The sequence below is a fragment of the Klebsiella sp. H-Nf2 genome, from assembly GCF_002806645.1.
GTDB lineage: Bacteria > Pseudomonadota > Gammaproteobacteria > Enterobacterales > Enterobacteriaceae > Klebsiella > Klebsiella variicola.
Window position 1 is genome coordinate 16,285 of sequence record NZ_PIBL01000018.1, and the last position, 21,958, is coordinate 38,242.

The following is a 21,958-nucleotide window of genomic DNA, read 5'->3' on the forward strand; positions in this document are numbered from 1 at the left end:
AAAATCAGGGCCTGAATATTCAGGCCCTGATTGTGTCACCGACATTATTTAATGTTAAAGACGCGGCTGGCATTGCCCCAGGCAATTTTATCTTTCAGCCCCAACTCCATTTCTAACGGATCAAACCAGTCACAGGCCTGATGAATATCTTCATATGGATAATCGACGGAGAACATCACACGATCTGCGCCCATCACTTCAATGGCATTATTCAGCGAGTGAGTATTAAAATGACCGCTGGTGGTGACGATGAAATTATTCTGCAGGTAGTGCATTAACGGTTTTTCCGCTTTACCCAGACCGCAGCCGAAACGCTGACGATAGAGGCGGTGCTGAGTACGCGGCAGCATATGAACCAGCCCTTCGCCGAGGTGACCCAGCACCAGATTGAGGTTAGGATAACGATCGAACAAACCACTCATCATCAGACGGATAGCATGCACTGCCGTTTCCTGCGCAAAGCCCCACGCAGAGCCGATCAGGCTTTCGTAACCGGTGTAGATACCGCGCGCCGGCCCTTCCAGCGGTTCGCGAGGATGCAGGTATACCGGCACGTTCAGCTCGTTGACCTTATCCCAGAACACCAGCATCGATTCGTCATCAAGATACAGGCCATGCTCGCTATCTTTAACGTTGGTATAGCCGTTGATCAGCGCGCCTTTCATGCCTAATTTCTTCACGGCGCGCTCCAGCTCTTCCGCCGCGGCTTCCGGGTTTTGCAAGGCCAGGGTGGCAAACGCGCTAAATTTATCCGGATTTGGCTTCACATAATTCTCAACGATAAAATCGTTAGTATCACGAGCAAAAGAAACGGCTTTGCCTTTGTCTAAAATAGATTGAGCACCAGGTGAGGTCAGGGAAAGAATGACATGGTCAATATTACGCTGCGCCATTTCTTCCAGCTGAATGCTGCGATCCAGCAGGCGGCGCTCAACGTCTTTCATATATTCGCTACCGTTACGGTTAGCTTCGCCGGTTGAATCCCACAGACGGTTATTCTCAGGTGTGGAGACGTGTTCTTCTAAAGCGATTTTTCCGCGCATGATGTGTTCCTTACTATATTAGTCGGTTTGACTTGATGCGAGGAGGATAAAAGCTTTCACGTATTGACAGCAATAAACCAAACGTAATACAGGTTATCAATAAAACCAATACAGCGGGATATTTTGCAGCTTAAATCTTAATAGAGTCATTCTGCTGAGCGGGATCGGCAAGCGTGGCGATCAGCGTGCGTAGCCAGATATGCCCGGGATCGCGGTGCAGCCGCTGATGCCAGACCTGACGGATGGCGATCCCCGCAAGGGGAAAAGGCAGCGGCCAGCTGCGGCAGGGATAGCGTCGGGTGATATGCCGCGCCACCTGTTCCGGGACGACGGCAATCATGTCGCTTTCGGCCACCAGCTCGCCGGTACCTAAAAAGCTCGGTAGCGTGAGCGCGATCCGCCGGGGCATACTGTGCTCATCAAGCAGCTTATCCATATCGCCGTGGGCAGTACCCACTACGCGGATCGCCAGATGTTTTTCCTGCCGCCAGTCTTCGACACGGAGCTGGGTTCGAATGCGCGGGTGATTTTCCGCCGCCAGACAGACATACGATTGATCGAAGAGATGCTGCTGGTAGACGCTATCCGGAAGCTGCGTCAGATAGCCTATCGCTAAATCACACTTCCCGGATTCGAGAGCGCTGAGCGTCTGCTCATCCAGATTCTGCACTGTAAAAGTGATCCCATCCGCTGACTGCTGCTGGAGCGCAATTTGCAGCAAAGGCAACAGCGTCATTTGACTGATATCGGTCATACCGATCGTAAAGTTTCGCTGGCTCTGCTGGGGAAGAAACTCAGGTTTGATGGACAAATCGTTATCGGCAAGCTGGAGAAGGGTAAATATAGTCGGGGCGATCGCGTCCGCTCGCGGCGTCGGTATCATCCGCTGTCCTACCCGGACAAACAGCGGGTCAGCAAAATGGTCACGCAGTTTTTTTAGCAGCAGACTACCCGTGGGCTGGCTGATATTCAGCGCGTCTGCCGCCGGCGAAACATTGCCTAACCGGTAGAGTGCGGAGAAAAAGCGTAGCGATTTGAAATCCAGTTCTTCCCGCATCCGCCCTCCTGGCTGGATATTATCTTGGCGTATCGCCGCTGGTGACCCGTAGCGTCCAGTGGACGTAGCTTTGCCACTGACACTCCTGATCGACCATTTCCCGGCCCAGCGGATGTTCAGCCAGCCAGTTTTCCGGCAGCGTCAGCGTCAACTGGTCGTCGTGAGCGGCCAACTGAATCGCCGGCAACAAATCGTCGCGCCGTCGGCTGGCAAACAGGATCGCCAGTCGCAGCAGGCGACACAAATGTTCGGCCACTCGCGGCGGGACCGCGTTTTGCTGATGAAGTGAAGACAGGTCGATGGCGTTGGTCTGATTCAGCAGCAGCGTGGCAATCAACTTCTTCTGCGCGGGGGTAAAGCCGGGCAGGTCGAGGTTATTGACCAGATAGGCTGCGTGCTGCGGCGCGCGCTTGAAATCCACACTCAGCCCAATTTCATGCAGCGAGCAGGCGCTGAGGAGTAAATCGCGGCTCAGCGGATCCAGCTCCCAGCTGCCACCCAGCTGACTGAGCAGATGGCTGGCCAGACTGGCGACACGCTGGGCCTGCTCGGTGTCGATCATAAAACGGCGCTGAATATTGCGCAGGGTGCGGCTGCGAATGTCCTGTTCGACAGAGAGATGTAGCATGCCGTACACCAGACCTTCACGTAACGCGCCGCCCGCCAGGGTCATACACTGAATATTCAGTTCGCTGAAGATGGCGATAAGGATCGCGAGTCCGCTCGGAAACACCAACGCCCGCTCAAGGGTTAAGCCTTCGATCTCCAGCTCTTCCAGACGTCCGCACTGGATAGCGCGCTGTTTAAGCTGCTGGAGTTTGGCGAGAGTGATTCGTTCATCCATCCCCTGCGCCATCATAATTTCCTGTAGAGCCTGCACGGTACCGGAGGCGCCGACGCACACTTTCCATCCGTGATAACGCAGCACATCGGCGACCGGCAATAACACCTCACGCGCGGCCGCTTCGGCGAGATCGAAATTCTCTTTCGTCAGGCTACGGTCGGCGAAATAGCGTTCAAGCCAGGTCACACAGCCCATCGAGAGGCTGAACAGCGAGGTCGTTTGCGCGCCGGTGCCAGTCACCAGCTCGGTGCTGGCGCCGCCGATATCGACTACCAGACGCTGATCGGCGCCGCCGGTGGTGTGGGCGACACCCTGGTAAATCAGACGCGCTTCTTCTTCGCCACTGATCACCTGCACTGGCGTGCCGAGGATCTCCTGTGCTTTCGCCAGAAACTCCCCCGCATTGACGGCAAGACGCAGCGTGGCGGTGGCCACGACGCGGATTTGCGTCGGCGGAATATCCTGCAGGCGTTCGGCAAACAGGCGTAAGCACTGCCAGCCGCGCTCCATCGCTTCTGCGGAGAGCGTGTTATCACTATTCAGGCCGGCGGCCAGACGAACCTTACGCTTAATACGGCTCAGCGTCTGGATGCTGCCCGCCACCTCGCGCACCACCAACATATGGAAACTGTTGGAGCCCAAATCAATGGCGGCATATAGCGAGGTGGAGCTCATACTCTTCATCGTTCAGAATGCTCCCTGGTCGGCGGGGCACTTGTGCCCGATCCACATCACTGAGCAGGTTGCCAGGGGAAGGTTGCCCTGGCCGATTCTGAATGATTGAGCGTATGACATAGATTTCTTAACCTGAACGACGACGATTGCGCGGTGGGCCGTTGCGGCGTGGGCCGTTGCCTGGCCGCGCACGGGTCAGGCGCAGCGGCTTAGGCAGGTCGGTCATCAGCGCGTCCGGGTTGTACTTACTGACCGGAATCGAGTGACCAATATAGGTTTCGATAGCCGGCAGATTCAGCGCATACTCTTCACAGGCGAGGCTGATGGAGTTGCCGCTGGCGCCAGCGCGCCCGGTACGACCGATGCGGTGAACGTAATCTTCGCAGTCATCCGGTAGATCGTAGTTAAAGACGTGGGTCACGGCCGGAATATGTAAGCCGCGAGCAGCGACGTCAGTTGCGACCAGAATATCGAGATCGCCACGAGTAAATTCGTCGAGAATACGCAGGCGTTTTTTCTGCGCTACGTCGCCGGTCAGCAGACCTACGCGATGACCGTCAGCGGCGAGATGACCCCAGATATCTTCACAACGGTGCTTGGTGTTGGCGAAGATGATGGCGCGATCGGGCCACTCTTCTTCCAGAAGCGTCTGCAGCAGGCGCATTTTTTCTTCGTTGGAAGGGTAGAACAACTCTTCTTTAATACGGTGGCCCGTTTTCTGTTCCGGCTCCACTTCGACATATTCGGCGTTGTTCATCTGCTCGAACGCCAGTTCGCGAACGCGATAAGAAAGGGTCGCGGAGAACAGCATGTTCAGGCGCTGCGTCGCCGGTGGCATACGACGGAACAGCCAGCGGATATCTTTAATAAAGCCGAGATCGTACATGCGATCGGCTTCGTCCAGCACGACGACCTGAATGGCGCTGAGGTTAATGTAGTTCTGTTTCGCGTAATCGATCAGACGACCGGTGGTACCGATCAGAATATCGACACCGCTTTCCAGCACTTTCAGCTGTTTATCGTAGCCGTCGCCGCCGTAAGCCAGACCCAGCTTCAGACCCGTGGCCTGCGCCAGCGGTTCAGCATCCGCGTGGATCTGTACCGCCAGTTCACGCGTCGGCGCCATAATCAGCGCGCGCGGTTGGTTAACCTGGCGATCGGCGATAGCCGGGTGAGAGAGAAGATAATGAAACGTTGACGTCAGGAACGCCATCGTTTTACCGGTACCGGTTTGCGCCTGCCCGGCGACATCGCGGCCTTCCAGCGTCAGCGGAAGGGCGAGGGCCTGAATGGGTGTGCAATTATGAAACCCTTTCTTTTCAAGGGCTTCAATGACTGCCGGGTGCAGGGCGAAGTCGGAAAACTTCTGTTCTGTTAAATGTGTTTTGCTCATAGTGTGGTAGAATATCAGCTAACTATTGCATTAAGAAAGCGTATCCGGTGAAATAACGTCAACCTTTCGTTGGCGGTGTACGAAATTATTCAAGGTACGTCTACGGTAACTGAACGAATCCAGGATAGCTTAGACTACTAAGCGAGTCGGGAGCGATAAATCTGCAGCATGCAGTTCGCGTTCGGGCACCCTGGCGTCAACAGGCGAGTCCATGATGGATTGCGCCAGTTGGCAGGCCAGAGAATTGAGGTATCCTGAAGAATAGCGTGCATAACGTAGCCGCAGCACGTCGTTGATGGCTACGACACCAACACACCAGGCTTATTCCTGTGGAGTTAAATATGAGCGATAAAATTATTCACCTGACTGACGACAGTTTTGACACGGACGTACTCAAGGCTGACGGGCTGACCCTCGTCGATTTCTGGGCAGAGTGGTGTGGTCCGTGCAAAATGATCGCCCCGATTCTGGATGAGATCGCTGAAGAGTATCAGGGCAAACTGACCGTAGCTAAGCTGAACATCGACCAGAACCCGGGCACCGCGCCGAAATACGGCATTCGCGGTATCCCAACCCTGCTGCTGTTCAAAAACGGCGAAGTGGCGGCCACTAAAGTTGGCGCACTGTCCAAGGGTCAGCTGAAAGAGTTCCTCGACGCCAACCTGGCGTAAGCGAATTGCTGGTCCGGCGTCCAGATTCCTATTTTTTGCGGAACTCTGGACGCCCGGCAGGAGTCGTGCTAAGTTAATCCACAGACTTCGTTTTAAACATACCTATTGTTTGAATCTTGTTTTACCCAAAGCGTCCCGCAGACGATGCGCGTGAGGCTAATAATTCCGGGCTTATCACTCATTCCGTCTTGTCGTTTCAGTTCTGCGTTCTTTCCTGTGACCAGGCAACGTACAGACACGAGATGAAGCCGCTAACAGGCATGGATGTTCCTGCCATACCATTCACAACATTAAGTTCGAGATTTACCCCGAGTTTAAGAACCCACACCACTATGAATCTTACCGAATTAAAGAATACGCCGGTTTCTGAGCTGATTACTCTCGGCGAAAATATGGGGCTGGAAAACCTGGCTCGTATGCGTAAGCAGGATATTATTTTTGCCATCCTCAAGCAGCATTCGAAGAGTGGCGAAGATATCTTTGGCGACGGCGTACTGGAGATACTGCAGGATGGATTTGGATTCCTCCGCTCCGCAGACAGCTCCTACCTCGCCGGCCCTGACGACATCTACGTATCCCCCAGCCAAATCCGCCGTTTCAACCTTCGCACTGGTGACACCATTTCCGGTAAGATTCGTCCTCCGAAAGAGGGTGAGCGTTACTTTGCACTGTTGAAAGTTAACGAAGTTAACTACGACAAGCCGGAAAACGCGCGTAACAAGATCCTGTTCGAGAACTTAACGCCGCTGCACGCGAATTCTCGCTTGCGTATGGAACGTGGTAACGGTTCTACCGAAGACTTAACCGCTCGCGTACTGGATCTGGCCTCCCCGATTGGCCGCGGCCAGCGTGGTCTGATCGTCGCGCCGCCGAAAGCCGGTAAAACCATGCTGCTGCAGAACATCGCGCAGAGCATCGCTTACAACCACCCGGACTGCGTGCTGATGGTGCTGCTGATCGACGAACGTCCGGAAGAAGTGACCGAGATGCAGCGTCTGGTGAAAGGTGAAGTGGTTGCTTCCACCTTTGACGAGCCGGCATCCCGCCACGTCCAGGTCGCAGAGATGGTGATCGAGAAAGCGAAACGTCTGGTTGAACACAAGAAAGACGTTATCATCCTGCTCGACTCCATTACCCGTCTGGCGCGTGCCTACAACACCGTGGTACCGGCTTCCGGTAAAGTCCTGACTGGTGGTGTGGACGCCAACGCCCTGCATCGTCCGAAGCGTTTCTTCGGTGCGGCACGTAACGTCGAAGAGGGCGGTAGCCTGACCATCATCGCTACGGCGCTGATCGACACCGGTTCCAAAATGGACGAAGTTATCTACGAAGAGTTTAAAGGCACCGGTAACATGGAGCTGCACCTCTCTCGTAAGATTGCCGAAAAACGCGTCTTCCCGGCTATCGATTACAACCGTTCCGGTACTCGTAAAGAAGAGCTGCTCACCACTCAGGAAGAGCTGCAGAAAATGTGGATCCTGCGCAAAATTATTCATCCGATGGGTGAGATCGACGCGATGGAATTCCTCATTAACAAGCTGGCGATGACCAAGACGAATGATGACTTCTTCGATATGATGAAGCGCTCGTAAGGTAAAAAAAGCCAAAAACGCCACGCCTTTGCGTGGCGTTTTCATTTTTGGGTTTGTATGATCCAGAGACAGAGAAAGCAGGACGAAAGTTGTCGTATAATGGCGCCGGATAGCAGGCGGAGACAGCTTTAACAGACTAAAATCTATACAATAAATTTGTAATGTTCTGCTTTTCCCCTTCTGGAGTTGGGGCATCATCGCTATACTTCCCGGATTAACTATGCTGAGAGCACATGCGTTGTGAATTTACTCACTGCTATTACTGAATTAATCAGTATTTTCTTATTCACGACCCTCTTTATTTTTGTCGCGCGGAAAGTGGCAAAAAGGATCGGGTTAGTGGATAAACCAAACTATCGCAAACGGCATCAGGGGTTGATTCCGTTGGTCGGTGGTATCTCAGTTTATGCAGGCATCTGTTTTACCTTCGCCATCGCCGATTATTATATTCCTCACGCCTCGCTGTATCTGGCCTGCGCGGGGGTATTGGTGCTGGTTGGCGCGCTTGACGATCGATTCGATATCAGCGTGAAAATTCGCGCAGTCATTCAGGCCGCGATCGCCGTGATTATGATGATGGCAGGGAACCTGCATCTGAGTAGTCTGGGTTTTATTTTTGGCTCGTGGGAGCTGGTGCTGGGGCCCTTTGGCTTCTTCCTGACCCTGTTTGCCGTGTGGGCCGCCATCAATGCGTTTAACATGGTCGACGGAATCGACGGTCTGCTCGGCGGTCTGTCATCGGTCTCCTTTGCGGCGACCGGGATCATTCTCTGGTTTGATGGTCAGTACAGCCTGGCGATGTGGTGTTTCGCGATGATCGCCGCCATTCTGCCCTATATTCTTCTCAACCTTGGCGCCCTCGGCCGCCGCTATAAAGTCTTTATGGGTGATGCTGGCAGCACAATGATTGGCTTCACCATTATCTGGATCCTGCTGGAAACCACGCAAGGTAAAACACATCCCATTAGCCCGGTTACCGCGCTGTGGATTATCGCTATTCCGTTGATGGATATGGTGGCGATTATGTATCGCCGCCTGCGCAAAGGCATGAGCCCTTTCTCTCCGGACCGTCAGCATATTCATCATTTGATCATGCGCGCCGGGTTTACTTCCCGCCAGGCGTTCGTCCTGATTACCCTGGCCGCCGCTCTGTTGGCGCTGGTTGGCGTCGCGGCGGAATATACCCGCATTGTGCCGGAATGGGTGATGTTAATTCTCTTTTTGGTAGCCTTCTTCCTTTATGGCTACTGTATTAAGCGCGCGTGGAAAGTGGCGCGCCTGGTTAAGCGCATCAGACGCAGAATTCGGCGACACAGCGGCAATAATCCGAAACTAACCAAGTAAAGCTGGGGATGTGATGACTCAACCATTACCGGGAGCACAAGCAGTGAACGTTGAGAACGAGCTGGATATTCGCGGGCTGTTTCGCGCTTTATGGGCAGGAAAAGGCTGGATAGTCGGCGGCGCCGTACTCTTCGCCGCCATCGTGCTGGTATATACCTTTTTTGCTCGCCAGGAGTGGAGCGCCACGGCGATCACCGATCGGCCGACTGTCAACATGTTGGGAGGGTACTATTCCCAGCAGCAGTTCTTACGCAATCTGGACATTAAAGCCGACCTCGCCTCGGTCGATCAGCCTTCCGCCATGGATGAAGCGTATAAAGAGTTCATCATGCAGCTGGCCTCCTGGGATACCCGGCGTGACTTCTGGCTGCAAACGGACTACTACAAGCAGCGCCAGTCGGGTAATGCTCGTGCTGATGCGGCGATGCTGGATGACCTGATTAACAATATCCAGTTTATGCCAGGTGATGCGGCTAAAAGTATTAACGACAGCGTCAAACTGACCGCCGAGACCGGGCAGGATGCTAATAATCTGCTGCGTCAGTATGTGGCTTTCGCCAGCCAGCGGTCAGCGGGCCATCTCAACGACGAACTCAAAGGCGCCTGGGCGGCGCGGACGGTGCAAATGAAGGCGCAGGTGAAGCGCCAGGAAGAGGTGGCCGAGGCTATCTTCAATCGCCGGACGCACAGCGTGGAGCAAGCGCTGAAGGTGGCTCAGCAGCACAATATTTCTCGTAGCGAAACGGATGTTCCTGCCGATCAGTTGCCGGATTCAGAGCTATTTTTATTGGGCAGGCCGATGCTGCAGGCCAGGCTGGAAAACCTGCAGGCCGTCGGGCCGGAATATGACCTCGATTACGACCAGAACCGCGCCATGCTGAGCACGTTGAACGTTGGTCCAACGTTAGATCCGCGTTTTCAGACTTACCGGTATTTGCGTACGCCGGAAGAACCTGTAAAACGCGATAGCCCGCGCCGAGTATTTCTGATGGTGATGTGGGGGATTGTGGGTGCGCTCATCGGCGCAGGCGTGGCGTTATCGCGTCGTCGTGTCCTGTGATTGCGGCCTGTGGTGAAGGGCAGATGACCTTCATCGCCTAATCGAAGAGAATCGATGTGAAAGTACTAACTGTATTTGGCACGAGGCCGGAAGCCATCAAGATGGCTCCTCTGGTCCATGCGCTGGCAAAGGATCCTCATTTTGAGGCGAAAGTATGCGTGACCGCGCAGCATCGGGAGATGCTCGATCAGGTGTTGAAACTTTTCTCTATTGTCCCGGACTACGATCTCAACATCATGAAGCCGGGGCAGGGGCTGACCGAGATCACCTGCCGCATTCTTGAGGGGCTGAAGCCGGTCCTGGAGTCGTTTAAACCCGACGTGGTGCTGGTGCATGGCGATACTACGACCACTATGGCGGCGAGCCTGGCGGCGTTTTACCAGCGGATACCGGTGGGTCACGTAGAGGCCGGCCTGCGCACCGGCGATTTAAGTTCGCCGTGGCCGGAAGAAGGCAACCGTACGTTGACCGGGCATCTGGCGACGTACCATTTCGCCCCCACGGAAACCTCGCGGCAGAATCTGCTGCGGGAAAATATCGCCGACAGTCGCATTACGGTTACCGGGAATACGGTCATTGACGCCCTGTTCTGGGTGCGGGACCGGGTTCTGGGTGATGAAGCGCTACGGGAGACCCTGCTACAGCGCTATCCTTTCATCAGTCACGGTAAAAAGATGATTCTGGTTACCGGCCACCGGCGGGAAAGCTTCGGGCTCGGCTTTGAACAGATCTGCCAGGCGCTGGCGGAGATAGCCCATACCCACCCTGAGGTGCAGATTGTCTATCCGGTTCACCTGAATCCTAACGTCAGCGAACCGGTGAACCGTATTCTTGGCCACATCGACAATGTGATGTTGATTGAACCGCAAGATTACCTGCCATTTGTCTGGCTGATGGATCGCGCCTGGCTGATCCTGACCGATTCTGGCGGCATTCAGGAAGAGGCCCCTTCTCTTGGGAAACCGGTGCTGGTTATGCGCGATATGACCGAACGTCCGGAAGCGGTGGCCGCCGGCACCGTGTGCCTGGTGGGTACCGACAGCCAGCGCATCGTGGCGGAAGTCACGCGACTGCTGCAGGATGATGCCGCATACCAGGCGATGAGCCGCGCGCATAATCCTTATGGCGATGGCGAAGCATGTCGTCGAATTTTGTCTGCACTTAAAAATAATCAGGTAACGTTATGAGTTTTTCTACCATTTCAGTGATTGGCCTTGGCTATATCGGGCTGCCAACCGCTGCCGCGTTCGCCTCCCGGCAGAAGCGGGTGGTCGGCGTTGATGTTAATCAACATGCCGTGGAGACCATTAACCGTGGAGAGATTCATATCGTGGAGCCGGATCTGGCGAGCGTGGTGAAGACCGCGGTCGAACAGGGTTATTTAAGCGCCACCACCACCCCGGTGGAGGCGGATGCCTACCTGATTGCCGTGCCGACGCCGTTTAAAGATCGTCACGAGCCGGATATGGTGTTTGTCGAATCGGCGGCCAAATCCATTGCGCCGACGTTAAAGAAAGGGTCGCTGGTTATCCTCGAGTCCACCTCGCCGGTGGGTTCGACTGAACAGATGGCCGGCTGGCTGGCGGAGATGCGCCCGGACCTCAGCTTCCCTCAGCAGGCGGGCGACGCCGCTGACGTCAATATCGCCTACTGCCCGGAGCGAGTATTGCCCGGCCAGGTGATGGTCGAGCTGATTAAAAACGATCGCGTTATCGGCGGCATGTCGCCGGTCTGCTCCGCTCGCGCCAGCGAGCTGTATAAAATCTTCCTCGAAGGCGAATGCGTGGTGACCAACTCGCGCACCGCCGAGATGTGCAAGCTAACGGAAAACAGCTTCCGCGACGTCAACATCGCCTTTGCCAACGAACTGTCGCTGATTTGCGCCGACCAGGGCATTAACGTCTGGGAACTGATCCGCCTGGCAAACCGCCATCCGCGCGTCAATATCCTGCAGCCGGGTCCGGGCGTCGGCGGCCACTGCATCGCCGTCGACCCGTGGTTTATCGTGGCGCAAAACCCGCAGCAGGCGCGTCTGATCCGCACCGCTCGCGAGGTCAACGACCATAAGCCGGAATGGGTTATCGAACAGGTGAAAGCGCAGGTGGCGGACTGCCTGAATGCCACCAACAAACGGGCCAGCGAACTGACGATCGCCTGTTTTGGCCTCGCTTTTAAGCCGAATATTGACGACCTGCGCGAAAGCCCGGCGATGGAAATTGCCGCGCAGATTGCCCGCTGGCACAGCGGCACGACGCAGGTGGTTGAGCCCAATATTCACACGCTGCCGAAGAAACTCGACGGCCTGTGTACGCTGGCGACCCTCGATGCGGCGCTGGCCAGCGCCGATGTGCTGGTGATGCTGGTCGATCATAACGAATTCAAAGCCGTTAGCGGCGATAGCGTCACCCAGGCGTATATCATCGACACCAAAGGAGTGTGGCGGTGAGAACCATTCTGGTCACCGGCGGCGCGGGCTTCATTGGTTCGGCGGTGGTGCGGGAGATTATCCAGCACACCGCCGATCGCGTGGTGGTGGTGGATAAACTGACTTATGCCGGCAATGTAATGTCGCTGGCGCCAGTGGCGCAGGATGCGCGTTTCGCCTTTGAACAGGTGGATATCTGCGACCGCGGCGAGCTGGAGCGTATTTTCCGTCAGCATCAACCGGATACGGTGATGCACCTGGCGGCGGAAAGCCACGTCGATCGTTCGATTGACGGCCCGGCGGCGTTTATCGAAACCAATATCGTAGGCACCTATACGCTACTGGAGGCGGCCCGCAGCTGGTGGAATACGCTGGCCACGGAGAAAAAATCGGCGTTCCGTTTTCACCATATCTCGACCGACGAAGTGTATGGCGATCTGCACGGCAGCGAGGATTTCTTTACCGAGACCACGCCCTATGCGCCAAGCAGCCCCTATTCGGCCTCGAAAGCCAGCAGCGACCACCTGGTGCGCGCCTGGCTGCGGACCTATGGCCTGCCGACGCTTATCACCAACTGCTCAAATAACTACGGCCCGTATCACTTCCCCGAGAAGTTGATCCCGCTGACGATCCTCAACGCGCTGGCGGGCAAGCCGCTGCCGGTGTATGGCAATGGGCAGCAGATCCGCGACTGGCTATACGTAGAAGATCATGCCAGAGCGCTGTATCTGGTGGCGACTCGCGGCGAACCGGGCGAAACTTACAATATTGGCGGTCATAACGAGCGTAAAAATATTGAGGTGGTGGAAACCATTTGTCAGCTGCTGGAAGAGCTGGCGCCGCATAAACCGCAGGGCGTGGCGCACTATCGCGATCTGATCACCTTCGTTGCCGATCGTCCGGGCCACGATCTGCGCTATGCCATTGATGCCTCGAAGATTGCCCGCGAGCTGGGCTGGACGCCAGCAGAGACCTTTACCTCCGGTATGCGTAAGACCGTAGCGTGGTATCTGGCGAACGAGACCTGGTGGCGTCAGGTTCAGGACGGAAGCTATCAGGGCGAGCGTCTTGGGCTGCAAGGCTAATCATCTCTGGGGGGAATGATGAAAGGTATTATTCTGGCGGGCGGTTCCGGAACGCGACTGCATCCCATCACCCGCGGCGTATCGAAGCAGCTGTTGCCGATCTACGACAAGCCGATGATCTACTATCCGCTATCGGTATTAATGCTGGCCGGGATACGTGAGATCCTGATCATCACCACGCCGGACGATCTGCGCGATTTCCAGCGTCTGCTCGGCGATGGCTCAGAGTTTGGCATTGCGCTGCACTATGCCGTACAGCCGACGCCGGATGGTTTAGCCCAGGCGTTTATCATCGGTGAAACCTTTCTTAACGGCGAACCGGCGTGCCTGGTGCTAGGCGACAATATCTTCTTCGGCCAGAGCTTTAGCCCGAAGCTGCGCAGCGTAGCTGCCCGCACGGAAGGGGCGACGATTTTTGGCTATCAGGTGATGGATCCTGAGCGCTTTGGCGTGGTGGAGTTTGATGACAACTTCCGCGCGCTGTCGCTGGAAGAGAAGCCGAAGCAGCCGAAGTCGAACTGGGCTGTCACCGGACTCTATTTCTATGATGGCAAGGTGACGGAGTATGCCAAACGGGTCAAGCCGTCCGAGCGCGGCGAGCTGGAAATCACCTCCATCAACCAGATGTACCTTGAGGATGGCGCATTGACCGTCGAACTTCTCGGGCGCGGTTTTGCGTGGCTGGACACCGGCACGCACGATAGCCTGATCGAGGCCAGCATGTTCGTGCAGACCGTCGAGAAGCGTCAGGGCTTTAAAATCGCCTGTCTGGAAGAGATCGGCTGGCGTAACGGCTGGCTGGACGATGACGGCGTCAAACGCGCCGCGAAGCGACTGGAAAAAACCGGCTACGGCCAATACCTGCTGGATCTGCTCCGTGCCCGTCCGCGCCAGTATTGATCTCCTGGAGTGGGAGAACCGCTTCTTTGCCGTTAACAGCGCCATCGTGCGCTTTGACGAGCACGCGCCGCGGCTGACGTCTGAGGCGCTGGCGGGGTGGTCGCGGGTGCAGGCGAAGGTGGCCGCCAGTGACACTGTCCGGTTGGACGCGCTACAGCAGCTGGGTTTTCAGCTGGTGGAAGGCGAGGTCGATCTGGCGCTACCGGTGGGCAACCCTGCTGATGCGGGTGCCGACGTCGCCGTGGAAGCGGATATTGCGCCACTACGCGAGCTGGCGGCGCAGGCCTTTGCCATGAGCCGTTTTCGCGCGCCCTGGTACGCCGACGACGCCAGCCGCCGCTTCTATGCCCAGTGGATTGAAAATGCGGTGCGCGGCACCTTCGATCATCAGTGCCTGATTTACCGCCATCCTGAGGGCGATATTCGCGCCTTTGTCTCCCTGCGCCAGCTCAACGCGACCGAGGCGCGTATTGGCCTGCTGGCCGGGCGCGGCGCCGGGGCGCAACTGATGCAGGCGGCGCAGTACTGGGCCGCCTCGCGCGGGCTTTCTACATTGCGGGTGGCGACCCAGATGGGCAACACCGCCGCGCTTAAACGTTATATTCTCAGCGGTGCTAACGTGGAAAGCACCGCCTACTGGCTATACAGGTGACCCCATGATCCCATTTAACGCGCCGCCGGTGGTTGGAACCGAGCTTGATTACATGCAGTCTGCGATGAGCAGCGGCAAGCTGTGCGGCGACGGCGGTTTTACGCGCCGCTGCCAGCAATGGATGGAGCAGCGATTTGGCACGGCAAAAGCCCTGCTGACGCCCTCCTGCACGGCTTCGCTGGAGATGGCCGCGCTGCTGCTGGATATCCAGCCGGGCGACGAAGTGATTATGCCCAGCTATACCTTTGTCTCTACCGCCAACGCCTTTGTACTGCGCGGGGCGAAAATCGTCTTCGTCGATATCCGCCGCGATACGATGAATATCGACGAAACGCTCATCGAAGCCGCCATCACCGATAAAACCCGGGCGATTGTCCCGGTGCACTATGCCGGCGTAGCCTGCGAGATGGACACCATCATGGCCATCGCCGACAAGCACAACCTGTTTGTGGTGGAAGATGCCGCGCAGGGGGTAATGTCTACCTACAAGGGACGCGCTCTGGGCACCATCGGCCATATCGGCTGCTTTAGCTTCCATGAAACCAAAAACTACACCGCTGGCGGTGAGGGTGGGGCGACGTTGATCAACGATCGCACGCTGGTGGAGCGCGCGGAGATCATTCGTGAAAAAGGCACCAACCGCAGCCAGTTCTTTCGCGGTCTGGTGGATAAATATACCTGGCGCGATATTGGCTCCAGCTATCTGATGTCCGACCTGCAGGCCGCCTATCTGTGGGCGCAGCTGGAAGCGGCGGAGCGGATCAACCAGCAGCGCCTGGCGCTGTGGCAGAACTATCACGATGCGCTGCTGCCGCTGGCGCGCGCCGGGCGTATCGAACTGCCGACGATTCCGGCAGACTGTGGGCAAAACGCGCACATGTTCTACATTAAGCTGCGCGATATCGAGGATCGCAGCAGGCTGATCGCCTGGCTGAAAGAGGCGGAGATCCTCGCGGTATTCCATTATATTCCGTTGCACAGCTGCCCGGCCGGAGAACACTTCGGCGAGTTCCACGGTGAAGACCGCTACACCACCCAGGAGAGCGAGCGCCTGGTGCGCCTGCCGCTGTTTTACAATCTCTCTCTGGTGAACCAGCGGACGGTGATTAACTCGCTGCTGAGCTATTTCTCCTGATATGTCGTTAGCAAAAGCATCACTGTGGACGGCGGCATCGACGCTGGTCAAAATCGGCGCCGGTCTGCTGGTCGTCAAGCTGCTGGCCGTCTCGTTTGGGCCGGCGGGCGTTGGCCAGGCCGGTAACTTCCGACAACTGGTCACCGTGCTCGGCGTGCTGGCGGGTGCCGGGATATTTAACGGCGTTACGAAGCTGGTGGCTCAGCATCACGACGACCCCCTGCGCCTGAAGCGGGTGGTGGGCACTTCGTCGGCCATGGTGCTTGGCTTTTCCACGCTGCTGGCTCTGGTGTTTTTACTGGCGGCGGCGCCGATAAGTCAGGGGCTGTTCGGCCATACGCAGTATCAGGGGCTGGTACGCCTGGTGGCGCTGGTGCAGATGGGGATCGCCTGGGCGAACTTCCTGCTGGCGCTGATGAAAGGCTTTCGCGATGCGGCGGGTAACGCCTTCTCGCTGATTGCCGGGAGCCTGATTGGCGTCGCGGCCTATTATGCCTGTTACTACTTCGGGGGTTACCAGGGGGCGCTATTGGGGCTGGCGTTAGTGCCGGCGCTGGTGGTGGTCCCGGCGGGCATCATGCTCTGGCGGCGGGGTAATATTCCGCTGAGTGCCCTGCGTCCGTGCTGGGATAACGGTCTGGCGGGTCAGCTATCGAAATTTACCCTGATGGCGCTAATAACCTCGGTGACGCTGCCGGTGGCCTATGTGATGATGCGTAATCTGCTGGCGGCGCATTACGGCTGGGAAGCGGTCGGGATCTGGCAGGGGGTGAGCAGCATTTCCGATGCCTACCTGCAGTTTATTACCGCTTCCTTTAGCGTCTATCTGCTGCCGACGCTGTCGCGACTGAGCGCCAAAACGGATATCACCCGTGAGATTGTCAAGTCGCTGAAATTCGTTCTGCCGGCGGTGGCGGCTGCGAGCCTGACGGTCTGGCTGCTGCGCGATTTTGCCATCTGGCTGCTGTTTTCCGATCGCTTTACCGCGATGCGTGACCTGTTCGCCTGGCAACTGGTGGGCGACGTCTTAAAAGTGGGCGCCTACGTTTACGGCTATCTGGTGATCGCCAAAGCGTCACTGCGTTTTTATATTCTGACGGAAATCAGCCAGTTCACACTGCTGACCGCATTCTCACACTGGCTTATTCCGGCGCACGGCGCAATTGGCGCGGCGCAGGCGTATATGGCCACTTATATTGTTTATTTCGCCCTTTGTAGTGGCGTGTTTTTACTCTGGCGTAAACGGGCATGACAGCACTGATACATGTACTGGGATCGGATATCCCGCACCACAACCAGACCGTACTGCGGTTCTTTAACGACGAACTGGCCGCCGACCCGCAGGCGCGGAGATTTTTGGTCGTCGGTGATGAGGCCAGCGTGCGTGATGGATATCCGGCACTGGACATCACCTGCTATCCAGGAAAGAAAGCGCTGGCGCAGGCAGTGATTGCCACCGCGAAAGCCAACCGCCAGCAGCGCTTTTTCTTCCACGGCCAGTTTAATACCGGGCTGTGGCTGGCGCTGTTGAGTGGCGGTATCCGCCCGTCGCAGTTTAACTGGCATATCTGGGGGGCAGATCTGTATGAAAACTCTGCCAGCCTGAAGTTTCGCCTGTTCTATCCGCTACGCCGCATGGCGCAGGGGCGAGTAGGGCGCGTTTTCGCCACCCGCGGCGATCTTAGCTGGTTCGCTAACCGCCATCCGCGGGTTCCCGGCGAACTGCTCTACTTCCCGACCCGTATGGATCCGGCGCTAAATACCCTGGCCGAGAACGCCCCGCGCGGTGATACCCTGACCATTCTGGTCGGCAACTCCGGGGATCGCAGCAATGAACATATTGCCGCGCTGAAGGCTATCCATCAGCAGTTTGGCGATACGGTGAATGTCATCGTGCCGATGGGTTATCCGGCGAATAATGACGCCTATATCAACGAGGTTCGCGAAGCGGGGACGGCGCTGTTTAGCGGTGAGCATCTGCAGATCCTCAGCGAGAAGCTTGAATTTAATGATTATCTGGCGCTGCTGCGCCGCTGCGATCTGGGCTATTTTCTGTTTGCGCGCCAGCAAGGGATCGGCACCCTGTGCCTGCTGATTCAGGCGGGCATTCCCTGCGTGCTCAACCGGGAAAACCCGTTCTGGCAGGATATGACCGAGCAGCATGTGCCGGTGCTGTTCACCAGCGATGCGCTGGACGTCAGCGTGGTGCGCGAAGCGCAGCGCCAGCTGGCGAGCGTGGATAAATCCGCTATCGCCTTCTTCCGGCCGAACTATCTAACAGGCTGGCAGCGGGCGCTACGGTTAGCGGCGGAGGGGCAGGCATGACGTTAATGCAATTTAGCGGGCTGCTGGTGGTCTGGCTGCTGTCGACGCTGTTTATCGCCACCGCGACCTGGTTTGAATTTCGCCGGGTACGCTTCAACTTCAACGTCTTTTTCTCGTTGCTGTTTCTGCTGACCTTTTTCTTCGGCTTCCCGCTGACCAGTATTCTGGTGTTCCGCTTTGACGTCAGCGTTGCGCCGCCGGAGATTTTGCTGCAGACGCTGCTGATCGCGGTGTGCTTCTACGCAGTCTACTACGTAACCTACAAAACGCGCCTGCGCCCAGCCTCGCGAGAGGTTGCGCATCGCCCGCTGTTTACCATGAACCGGGTGGAAACCCATCTGGCGTGGGGAATGTTGATGGGGCTGGCGCTGCTGTGCGTCGGCATCTTCTTCGCCCACAACGGCTTTCTGCTGTTTAAGCTCAATTCCTACAGCCAGATCTTCTCTGCCGAAGTCTCCGGTGTGGCGTTGAAGCGCTTCTTCTACTTCTTTATTCCGGCGATGCTGGTGGTCTATTTCCTGCGCCAGGACTATAAGGCGTGGATCTTCTTCCTCGTCAGCACCGTCGCCTTTGGTCTGTTGACTTACGCCATCGTCGGCGGTACCCGGGCCAATATCATCATCGCTTTCGCTATTTTCCTGTTTATCGGCATTATTCGCGGCTGGATCAGCCTGTGGATGCTGGCGGCGGCGGGCGTGTTGGGCATTGTCGGCATGTTCTGGCTGGCGCTGAAGCGCTACGGGATGAACGTCAGCGGCGACGAAGCGTTTTATACTTTCCTCTATCTCACGCGCGATACTTTCTCGCCGTGGGAAAACCTGGCGCTGCTGCTGCAGAACTACGACAAGATCGATTTCCAGGGGCTGGCGCCGATGATCCGCGACTTCTACGTCTTTATCCCCAGCTGGATGTGGCACGGTCGTCCGACAATGGTGCTGAATACCGCCAACTACTTCACCTGGGAAGTGTTAAACAACCATTCGGGGCTGGCGATTTCGCCAACGCTGATTGGCTCTCTGGTGGTGATGGGCGGCGTCTGGTTTGTGCCGCTGGGCGCTGTGGCGGTAGGGTTGATTATTAAATGGTTCGACTGGCTGTATGAGCTGGGCAACCGGGAGAGCAATCGTTACAAAGCGGCTATCCTGCACAGTTTCTGTTTCGGCGCTATCTTCAACATGATAGTGCTGGCGCGCGAGGGTCTGGATTCGTTCGGCTCCCGCGTGGTGTTTTTCCTCGTGATCTTTGGTATCTGCTTGCTGGCGGCGAAATTGCTGTACTGGTTCCTGGATAGCGTGGGACTGATTCATAAGCGCGTAAAACCGCTTTCGCAACCGCAAGTCTGAGAAGGATGGACATGACTGGGACCATTTCCGCGCCGTTGTACCTGTTAAGAGGGCTGCAGCTCATAGGCTGGCGCGATATGCAGCACGCTCTGGATTATTTGTATGCCGACGGCGCGCTCCGGGAGGGAACGCTGGTGGCCATTAATGCCGAGAAAATGCTGGCCGTAGAAGATAACCCGGAGGTTCGGGCGCTGATTGAGGCGGCGGAGTTTAAGTATGCGGATGGCATCAGCGTGGTGCGTTCGCTGCGCAAAAAATACCCGCAGGCCCAGGTGTCCCGCGTCGCCGGGGCCGATCTCTGGGAAGCGTTAATGCAGCGCGCCGGCGCTGAAGGGACACCGGTGTTTCTGGTTGGCGGTAAACCTGAGGTCCTGGCGCAGACAGAATCCAGGCTGCGTCAGCACTGGCAGGTGAATATCGTTGGCAGCCAGGACGGCTATTTTGCCCCTGAGCAGCGCCAGGCATTGTTCGAACGCATTCGCGACAGCGGGGCGAAAATCGTCACCGTCGCGATGGGGTCGCCGCGCCAGGAGATCTTCATGCGCGACTGCCGGCGTCTGTACCCGCACGCGCTGTATATGGGCGTCGGCGGCACTTATGATGTCTTCACCGGACACGTCCATCGGGCGCCGAAGTTCTGGCAGGATCTGGGGCTGGAGTGGTTCTATCGCCTGCTTTTGCAGCCGAGCCGCATCAAAAGACAGTTCCGTTTACTGCGCTATTTACGTTGGCATTATACCGGCAAGCTCTGATATTCCACTGCAACCAGGCGAGTTTGCATACATATTCTGTGTAATCTCTTCACTCGCCTGATACTTTATTTGCCATTTCCTCAAAATTAATTAACCATTCGCAGGCTTCATACGCGCAGGGGAGACCTGCGCGTCGGCAAGGCTATGGTTTCAGTTAATAACAATAACCGGGAGTACCCGGAATACGGCAAACACAAGAGGATATATGACTGAGAAAAAAGCGGAACTCCAGCGTGGACTGGAGGCCCGGCATATTGAACTGATCGCCCTTGGCGGGACGATTGGCGTGGGGTTGTTTATGGGGGCGGCCAGTACGTTGAAATGGGCTGGGCCTTCCGTGCTGCTGGCGTACATTATCGCTGGCCTGTTCGTCTTTTTCATTATGCGCTCAATGGGCGAAATGCTGTTCCTTGAGCCTGTCACTGGCTCCTTCGCGGTGTATGCGCATCGCTATATGAGCCCCTTCTTCGGCTACCTGACCGCGTGGTCCTACTGGTTTATGTGGATGGCGGTGGGGATCTCGGAGATTACCGCCATCGGGGTCTATGTGCAGTTCTGGTTCCCGGAGATGGCGCAGTGGATCCCGGCGTTGATTGCCGTGGGGCTGGTGGCGCTGGCTAACCTGGCGGCAGTCCGGTTGTATGGTGAAATCGAGTTCTGGTTCGCCATGATTAAAGTCACCACTATTATCGTGATGATCGTCGTCGGGCTGGGCGTCATTTTCTTCGGCTTTGGCAACGGCGGGCACTCCATTGGTTTTGGTAATCTCACCGAACATGGTGGCTTCTTTGCCGGCGGCTGGAAGGGCTTCCTGACGGCGCTGTGCATCGTGGTCGCGTCCTATCAGGGGGTAGAGCTCATCGGCATTACCGCAGGTGAAGCGAAAAATCCGCAGGTGACCCTGCGCAGCGCGGTGGGCAAAGTGCTGTGGCGGATCCTGATTTTCTATGTGGGCGCGATTTTCGTTATCGTCACTATCTTCCCGTGGGATCAAATTGGCTCCAACGGCAGCCCGTTCGTACTGACGTTTGCCAAAATCGGTATTACCGCGGCGGCGGGAATTATCAACTTCGTGGTGCTGACGGCGGCGCTTTCCGGCTGCAACAGTGGGATGTACAGCTGTGGGCGTATGCTGTACGCCCTGGCGAAGAACCGCCAACTGCCGGCGGCGATCGGTAAGGTATCGCGCAACGGCGTTCCGGCCGTCGGCGTGGCGCTGTCGATTCTGATCCTGCTGGTGGGCTCCTGCCTGAATTACATCATTCCTAATCCGCAGCGGGTGTTTGTCTATGTCTACAGCGCCAGCGTGTTGCCAGGGATGGTGCCATGGTTTGTGATCCTGATTAGCCAGCTGCGTTTCCGTCGCGTACATCAGGCAGCAATCGTCAGCCATCCGTTCCGTTCGCTGCTGTTTCCGTGGGCCAACTATCTCACCATGGCCTTCCTGATCTGTGTGCTGGTAGGGATGGGGCTGAATGATGAAACCCGGATGTCGCTGTTTGTCGGCATTATTTTCCTGGTTGCCGTCACCCTGATTTATAAGGTGTTTGGCCTCGGAAGACAGGGGCAAGTCAATAATACGGCTGAATAACCGTCAAAACGAACAAAGCATGAGCAAACGATAATTTTCTTTTAAAAGGCACTAGACAGCGGGGTAGGAAG

General features: G+C 56.6%; 20 protein-coding genes. 16 read left to right on the plus strand and 4 right to left on the minus strand.

Annotated features, from left to right (window positions below):
* Nucleotides 1–44: 44 nt before the first annotated feature.
* From CWM58_RS26030 to rhlB, 4 genes are all read right to left on the minus strand, one after another.
* A complete protein-coding gene (locus CWM58_RS26030) occupies nucleotides 45–1,043 on the minus strand; it encodes an amidohydrolase family protein (RefSeq protein ID WP_100682126.1) in 999 nt (332 codons plus the stop codon).
* A gap of 130 nt (nucleotides 1,044–1,173) precedes the next feature.
* Nucleotides 1,174–2,100: a LysR family transcriptional regulator gene (locus tag CWM58_RS26035; RefSeq protein WP_100682127.1), complete on the minus strand. Its 927-nt coding sequence runs from the start codon at nucleotides 2,098–2,100 to the stop codon at nucleotides 1,174–1,176.
* Between the two features lie 19 nt (nucleotides 2,101–2,119).
* Nucleotides 2,120–3,628 carry a guanosine-5'-triphosphate,3'-diphosphate diphosphatase gene (gene gppA, locus CWM58_RS26040; RefSeq protein ID WP_162678192.1) on the minus strand — a complete coding sequence of 503 codons (1,509 nt, stop codon included), beginning with the start codon at nucleotides 3,626–3,628 and terminating at the stop codon, nucleotides 2,120–2,122.
* Nucleotides 3,629–3,746: 118 nt separating this feature from the next.
* Nucleotides 3,747–5,012 (minus strand): ATP-dependent RNA helicase RhlB, encoded by a 1,266-nt coding sequence (gene rhlB / locus CWM58_RS26050; protein ID WP_074387418.1) that lies wholly within the window; start codon nucleotides 5,010–5,012, stop codon nucleotides 3,747–3,749.
* Between the two features lie 341 nt (nucleotides 5,013–5,353).
* On the opposite strand from rhlB, the gene trxA reads away from it, so the two are divergent.
* From trxA to thrP, 16 genes are all read left to right on the plus strand, one after another.
* Entirely contained in the window at nucleotides 5,354–5,683 is a 330-nt protein-coding gene (gene trxA / locus CWM58_RS26055; protein WP_002883224.1) for a thioredoxin TrxA, read from the plus strand.
* A gap of 144 nt (nucleotides 5,684–5,827) precedes the next feature.
* A complete protein-coding gene (locus CWM58_RS29600) occupies nucleotides 5,828–5,929 on the plus strand; it encodes a rho operon leader peptide (RefSeq protein WP_049245627.1) in 102 nt (33 codons plus the stop codon).
* 86 nt (nucleotides 5,930–6,015) lie between these two features.
* On the plus strand, nucleotides 6,016–7,275 hold the full coding sequence (rho, locus tag CWM58_RS26065) for a transcription termination factor Rho (RefSeq protein ID WP_002883293.1): 1,260 nt from the start codon (nucleotides 6,016–6,018) through the stop codon (nucleotides 7,273–7,275).
* Between the two features lie 240 nt (nucleotides 7,276–7,515).
* Nucleotides 7,516–8,619 carry a UDP-N-acetylglucosamine--undecaprenyl-phosphate N-acetylglucosaminephosphotransferase gene (gene wecA / locus CWM58_RS26070; protein ID WP_061156207.1) on the plus strand — a complete coding sequence of 368 codons (1,104 nt, stop codon included), beginning with the start codon at nucleotides 7,516–7,518 and terminating at the stop codon, nucleotides 8,617–8,619.
* A gap of 13 nt (nucleotides 8,620–8,632) precedes the next feature.
* A complete protein-coding gene (gene wzzE / locus CWM58_RS26075; protein ID WP_061156206.1) occupies nucleotides 8,633–9,679 on the plus strand; it encodes an ECA polysaccharide chain length modulation protein in 1,047 nt (348 codons plus the stop codon).
* 56 nt (nucleotides 9,680–9,735) lie between these two features.
* A complete protein-coding gene (gene wecB / locus CWM58_RS26080; protein WP_008807966.1) occupies nucleotides 9,736–10,866 on the plus strand; it encodes a non-hydrolyzing UDP-N-acetylglucosamine 2-epimerase in 1,131 nt (376 codons plus the stop codon).
* Complete coding sequence (gene wecC, locus CWM58_RS26085) at nucleotides 10,863–12,125, plus strand: UDP-N-acetyl-D-mannosamine dehydrogenase (RefSeq protein ID WP_074387417.1); 1,263 nt, start codon at nucleotides 10,863–10,865, stop codon at nucleotides 12,123–12,125. The genes wecB and wecC overlap by 4 nt, the downstream gene beginning before the upstream one ends.
* Nucleotides 12,122–13,189: a dTDP-glucose 4,6-dehydratase gene (gene rffG / locus CWM58_RS26090; protein ID WP_100682128.1), complete on the plus strand. Its 1,068-nt coding sequence runs from the start codon at nucleotides 12,122–12,124 to the stop codon at nucleotides 13,187–13,189. The genes wecC and rffG overlap by 4 nt, the downstream gene beginning before the upstream one ends.
* A gap of 18 nt (nucleotides 13,190–13,207) precedes the next feature.
* The gene (rfbA, locus tag CWM58_RS26095; RefSeq protein WP_100682129.1) at nucleotides 13,208–14,089 is read left to right on the plus strand and encodes a glucose-1-phosphate thymidylyltransferase RfbA; all 882 of its coding nucleotides are present in this window, start codon (nucleotides 13,208–13,210) and stop codon (nucleotides 14,087–14,089) included.
* On the plus strand, nucleotides 14,067–14,741 hold the full coding sequence (gene rffC / locus CWM58_RS26100) for a dTDP-4-amino-4,6-dideoxy-D-galactose acyltransferase (protein ID WP_100682130.1): 675 nt from the start codon (nucleotides 14,067–14,069) through the stop codon (nucleotides 14,739–14,741). Before rfbA ends, rffC begins: the two co-directional genes overlap by 23 nt.
* A 4-nt stretch (nucleotides 14,742–14,745) precedes the next feature.
* The gene (rffA, locus tag CWM58_RS26105; RefSeq protein WP_100682131.1) at nucleotides 14,746–15,876 is read left to right on the plus strand and encodes a dTDP-4-amino-4,6-dideoxygalactose transaminase; all 1,131 of its coding nucleotides are present in this window, start codon (nucleotides 14,746–14,748) and stop codon (nucleotides 15,874–15,876) included.
* A gap of 1 nt (nucleotide 15,877) precedes the next feature.
* Nucleotides 15,878–17,128 carry a lipid III flippase WzxE gene (wzxE, locus tag CWM58_RS26110; protein ID WP_100682132.1) on the plus strand — a complete coding sequence of 417 codons (1,251 nt, stop codon included), beginning with the start codon at nucleotides 15,878–15,880 and terminating at the stop codon, nucleotides 17,126–17,128.
* Nucleotides 17,125–18,201 carry a TDP-N-acetylfucosamine:lipid II N-acetylfucosaminyltransferase gene (locus CWM58_RS26115; protein WP_100682133.1) on the plus strand — a complete coding sequence of 359 codons (1,077 nt, stop codon included), beginning with the start codon at nucleotides 17,125–17,127 and terminating at the stop codon, nucleotides 18,199–18,201. The genes wzxE and CWM58_RS26115 overlap by 4 nt, the downstream gene beginning before the upstream one ends.
* Nucleotides 18,198–19,544: an ECA oligosaccharide polymerase gene (gene wzyE / locus CWM58_RS26120; RefSeq protein WP_061156199.1), complete on the plus strand. Its 1,347-nt coding sequence runs from the start codon at nucleotides 18,198–18,200 to the stop codon at nucleotides 19,542–19,544. Before CWM58_RS26115 ends, wzyE begins: the two co-directional genes overlap by 4 nt.
* An 11-nt stretch (nucleotides 19,545–19,555) precedes the next feature.
* Nucleotides 19,556–20,296 (plus strand): lipopolysaccharide N-acetylmannosaminouronosyltransferase, encoded by a 741-nt coding sequence (wecG, locus tag CWM58_RS26125; protein ID WP_061156198.1) that lies wholly within the window; start codon nucleotides 19,556–19,558, stop codon nucleotides 20,294–20,296.
* Between the two features lie 205 nt (nucleotides 20,297–20,501).
* Nucleotides 20,502–21,887 (plus strand): bifunctional threonine/serine APC transporter ThrP, encoded by a 1,386-nt coding sequence (gene thrP / locus CWM58_RS26130; protein WP_061156197.1) that lies wholly within the window; start codon nucleotides 20,502–20,504, stop codon nucleotides 21,885–21,887.
* Nucleotides 21,888–21,958 lie beyond the last annotated feature (71 nt).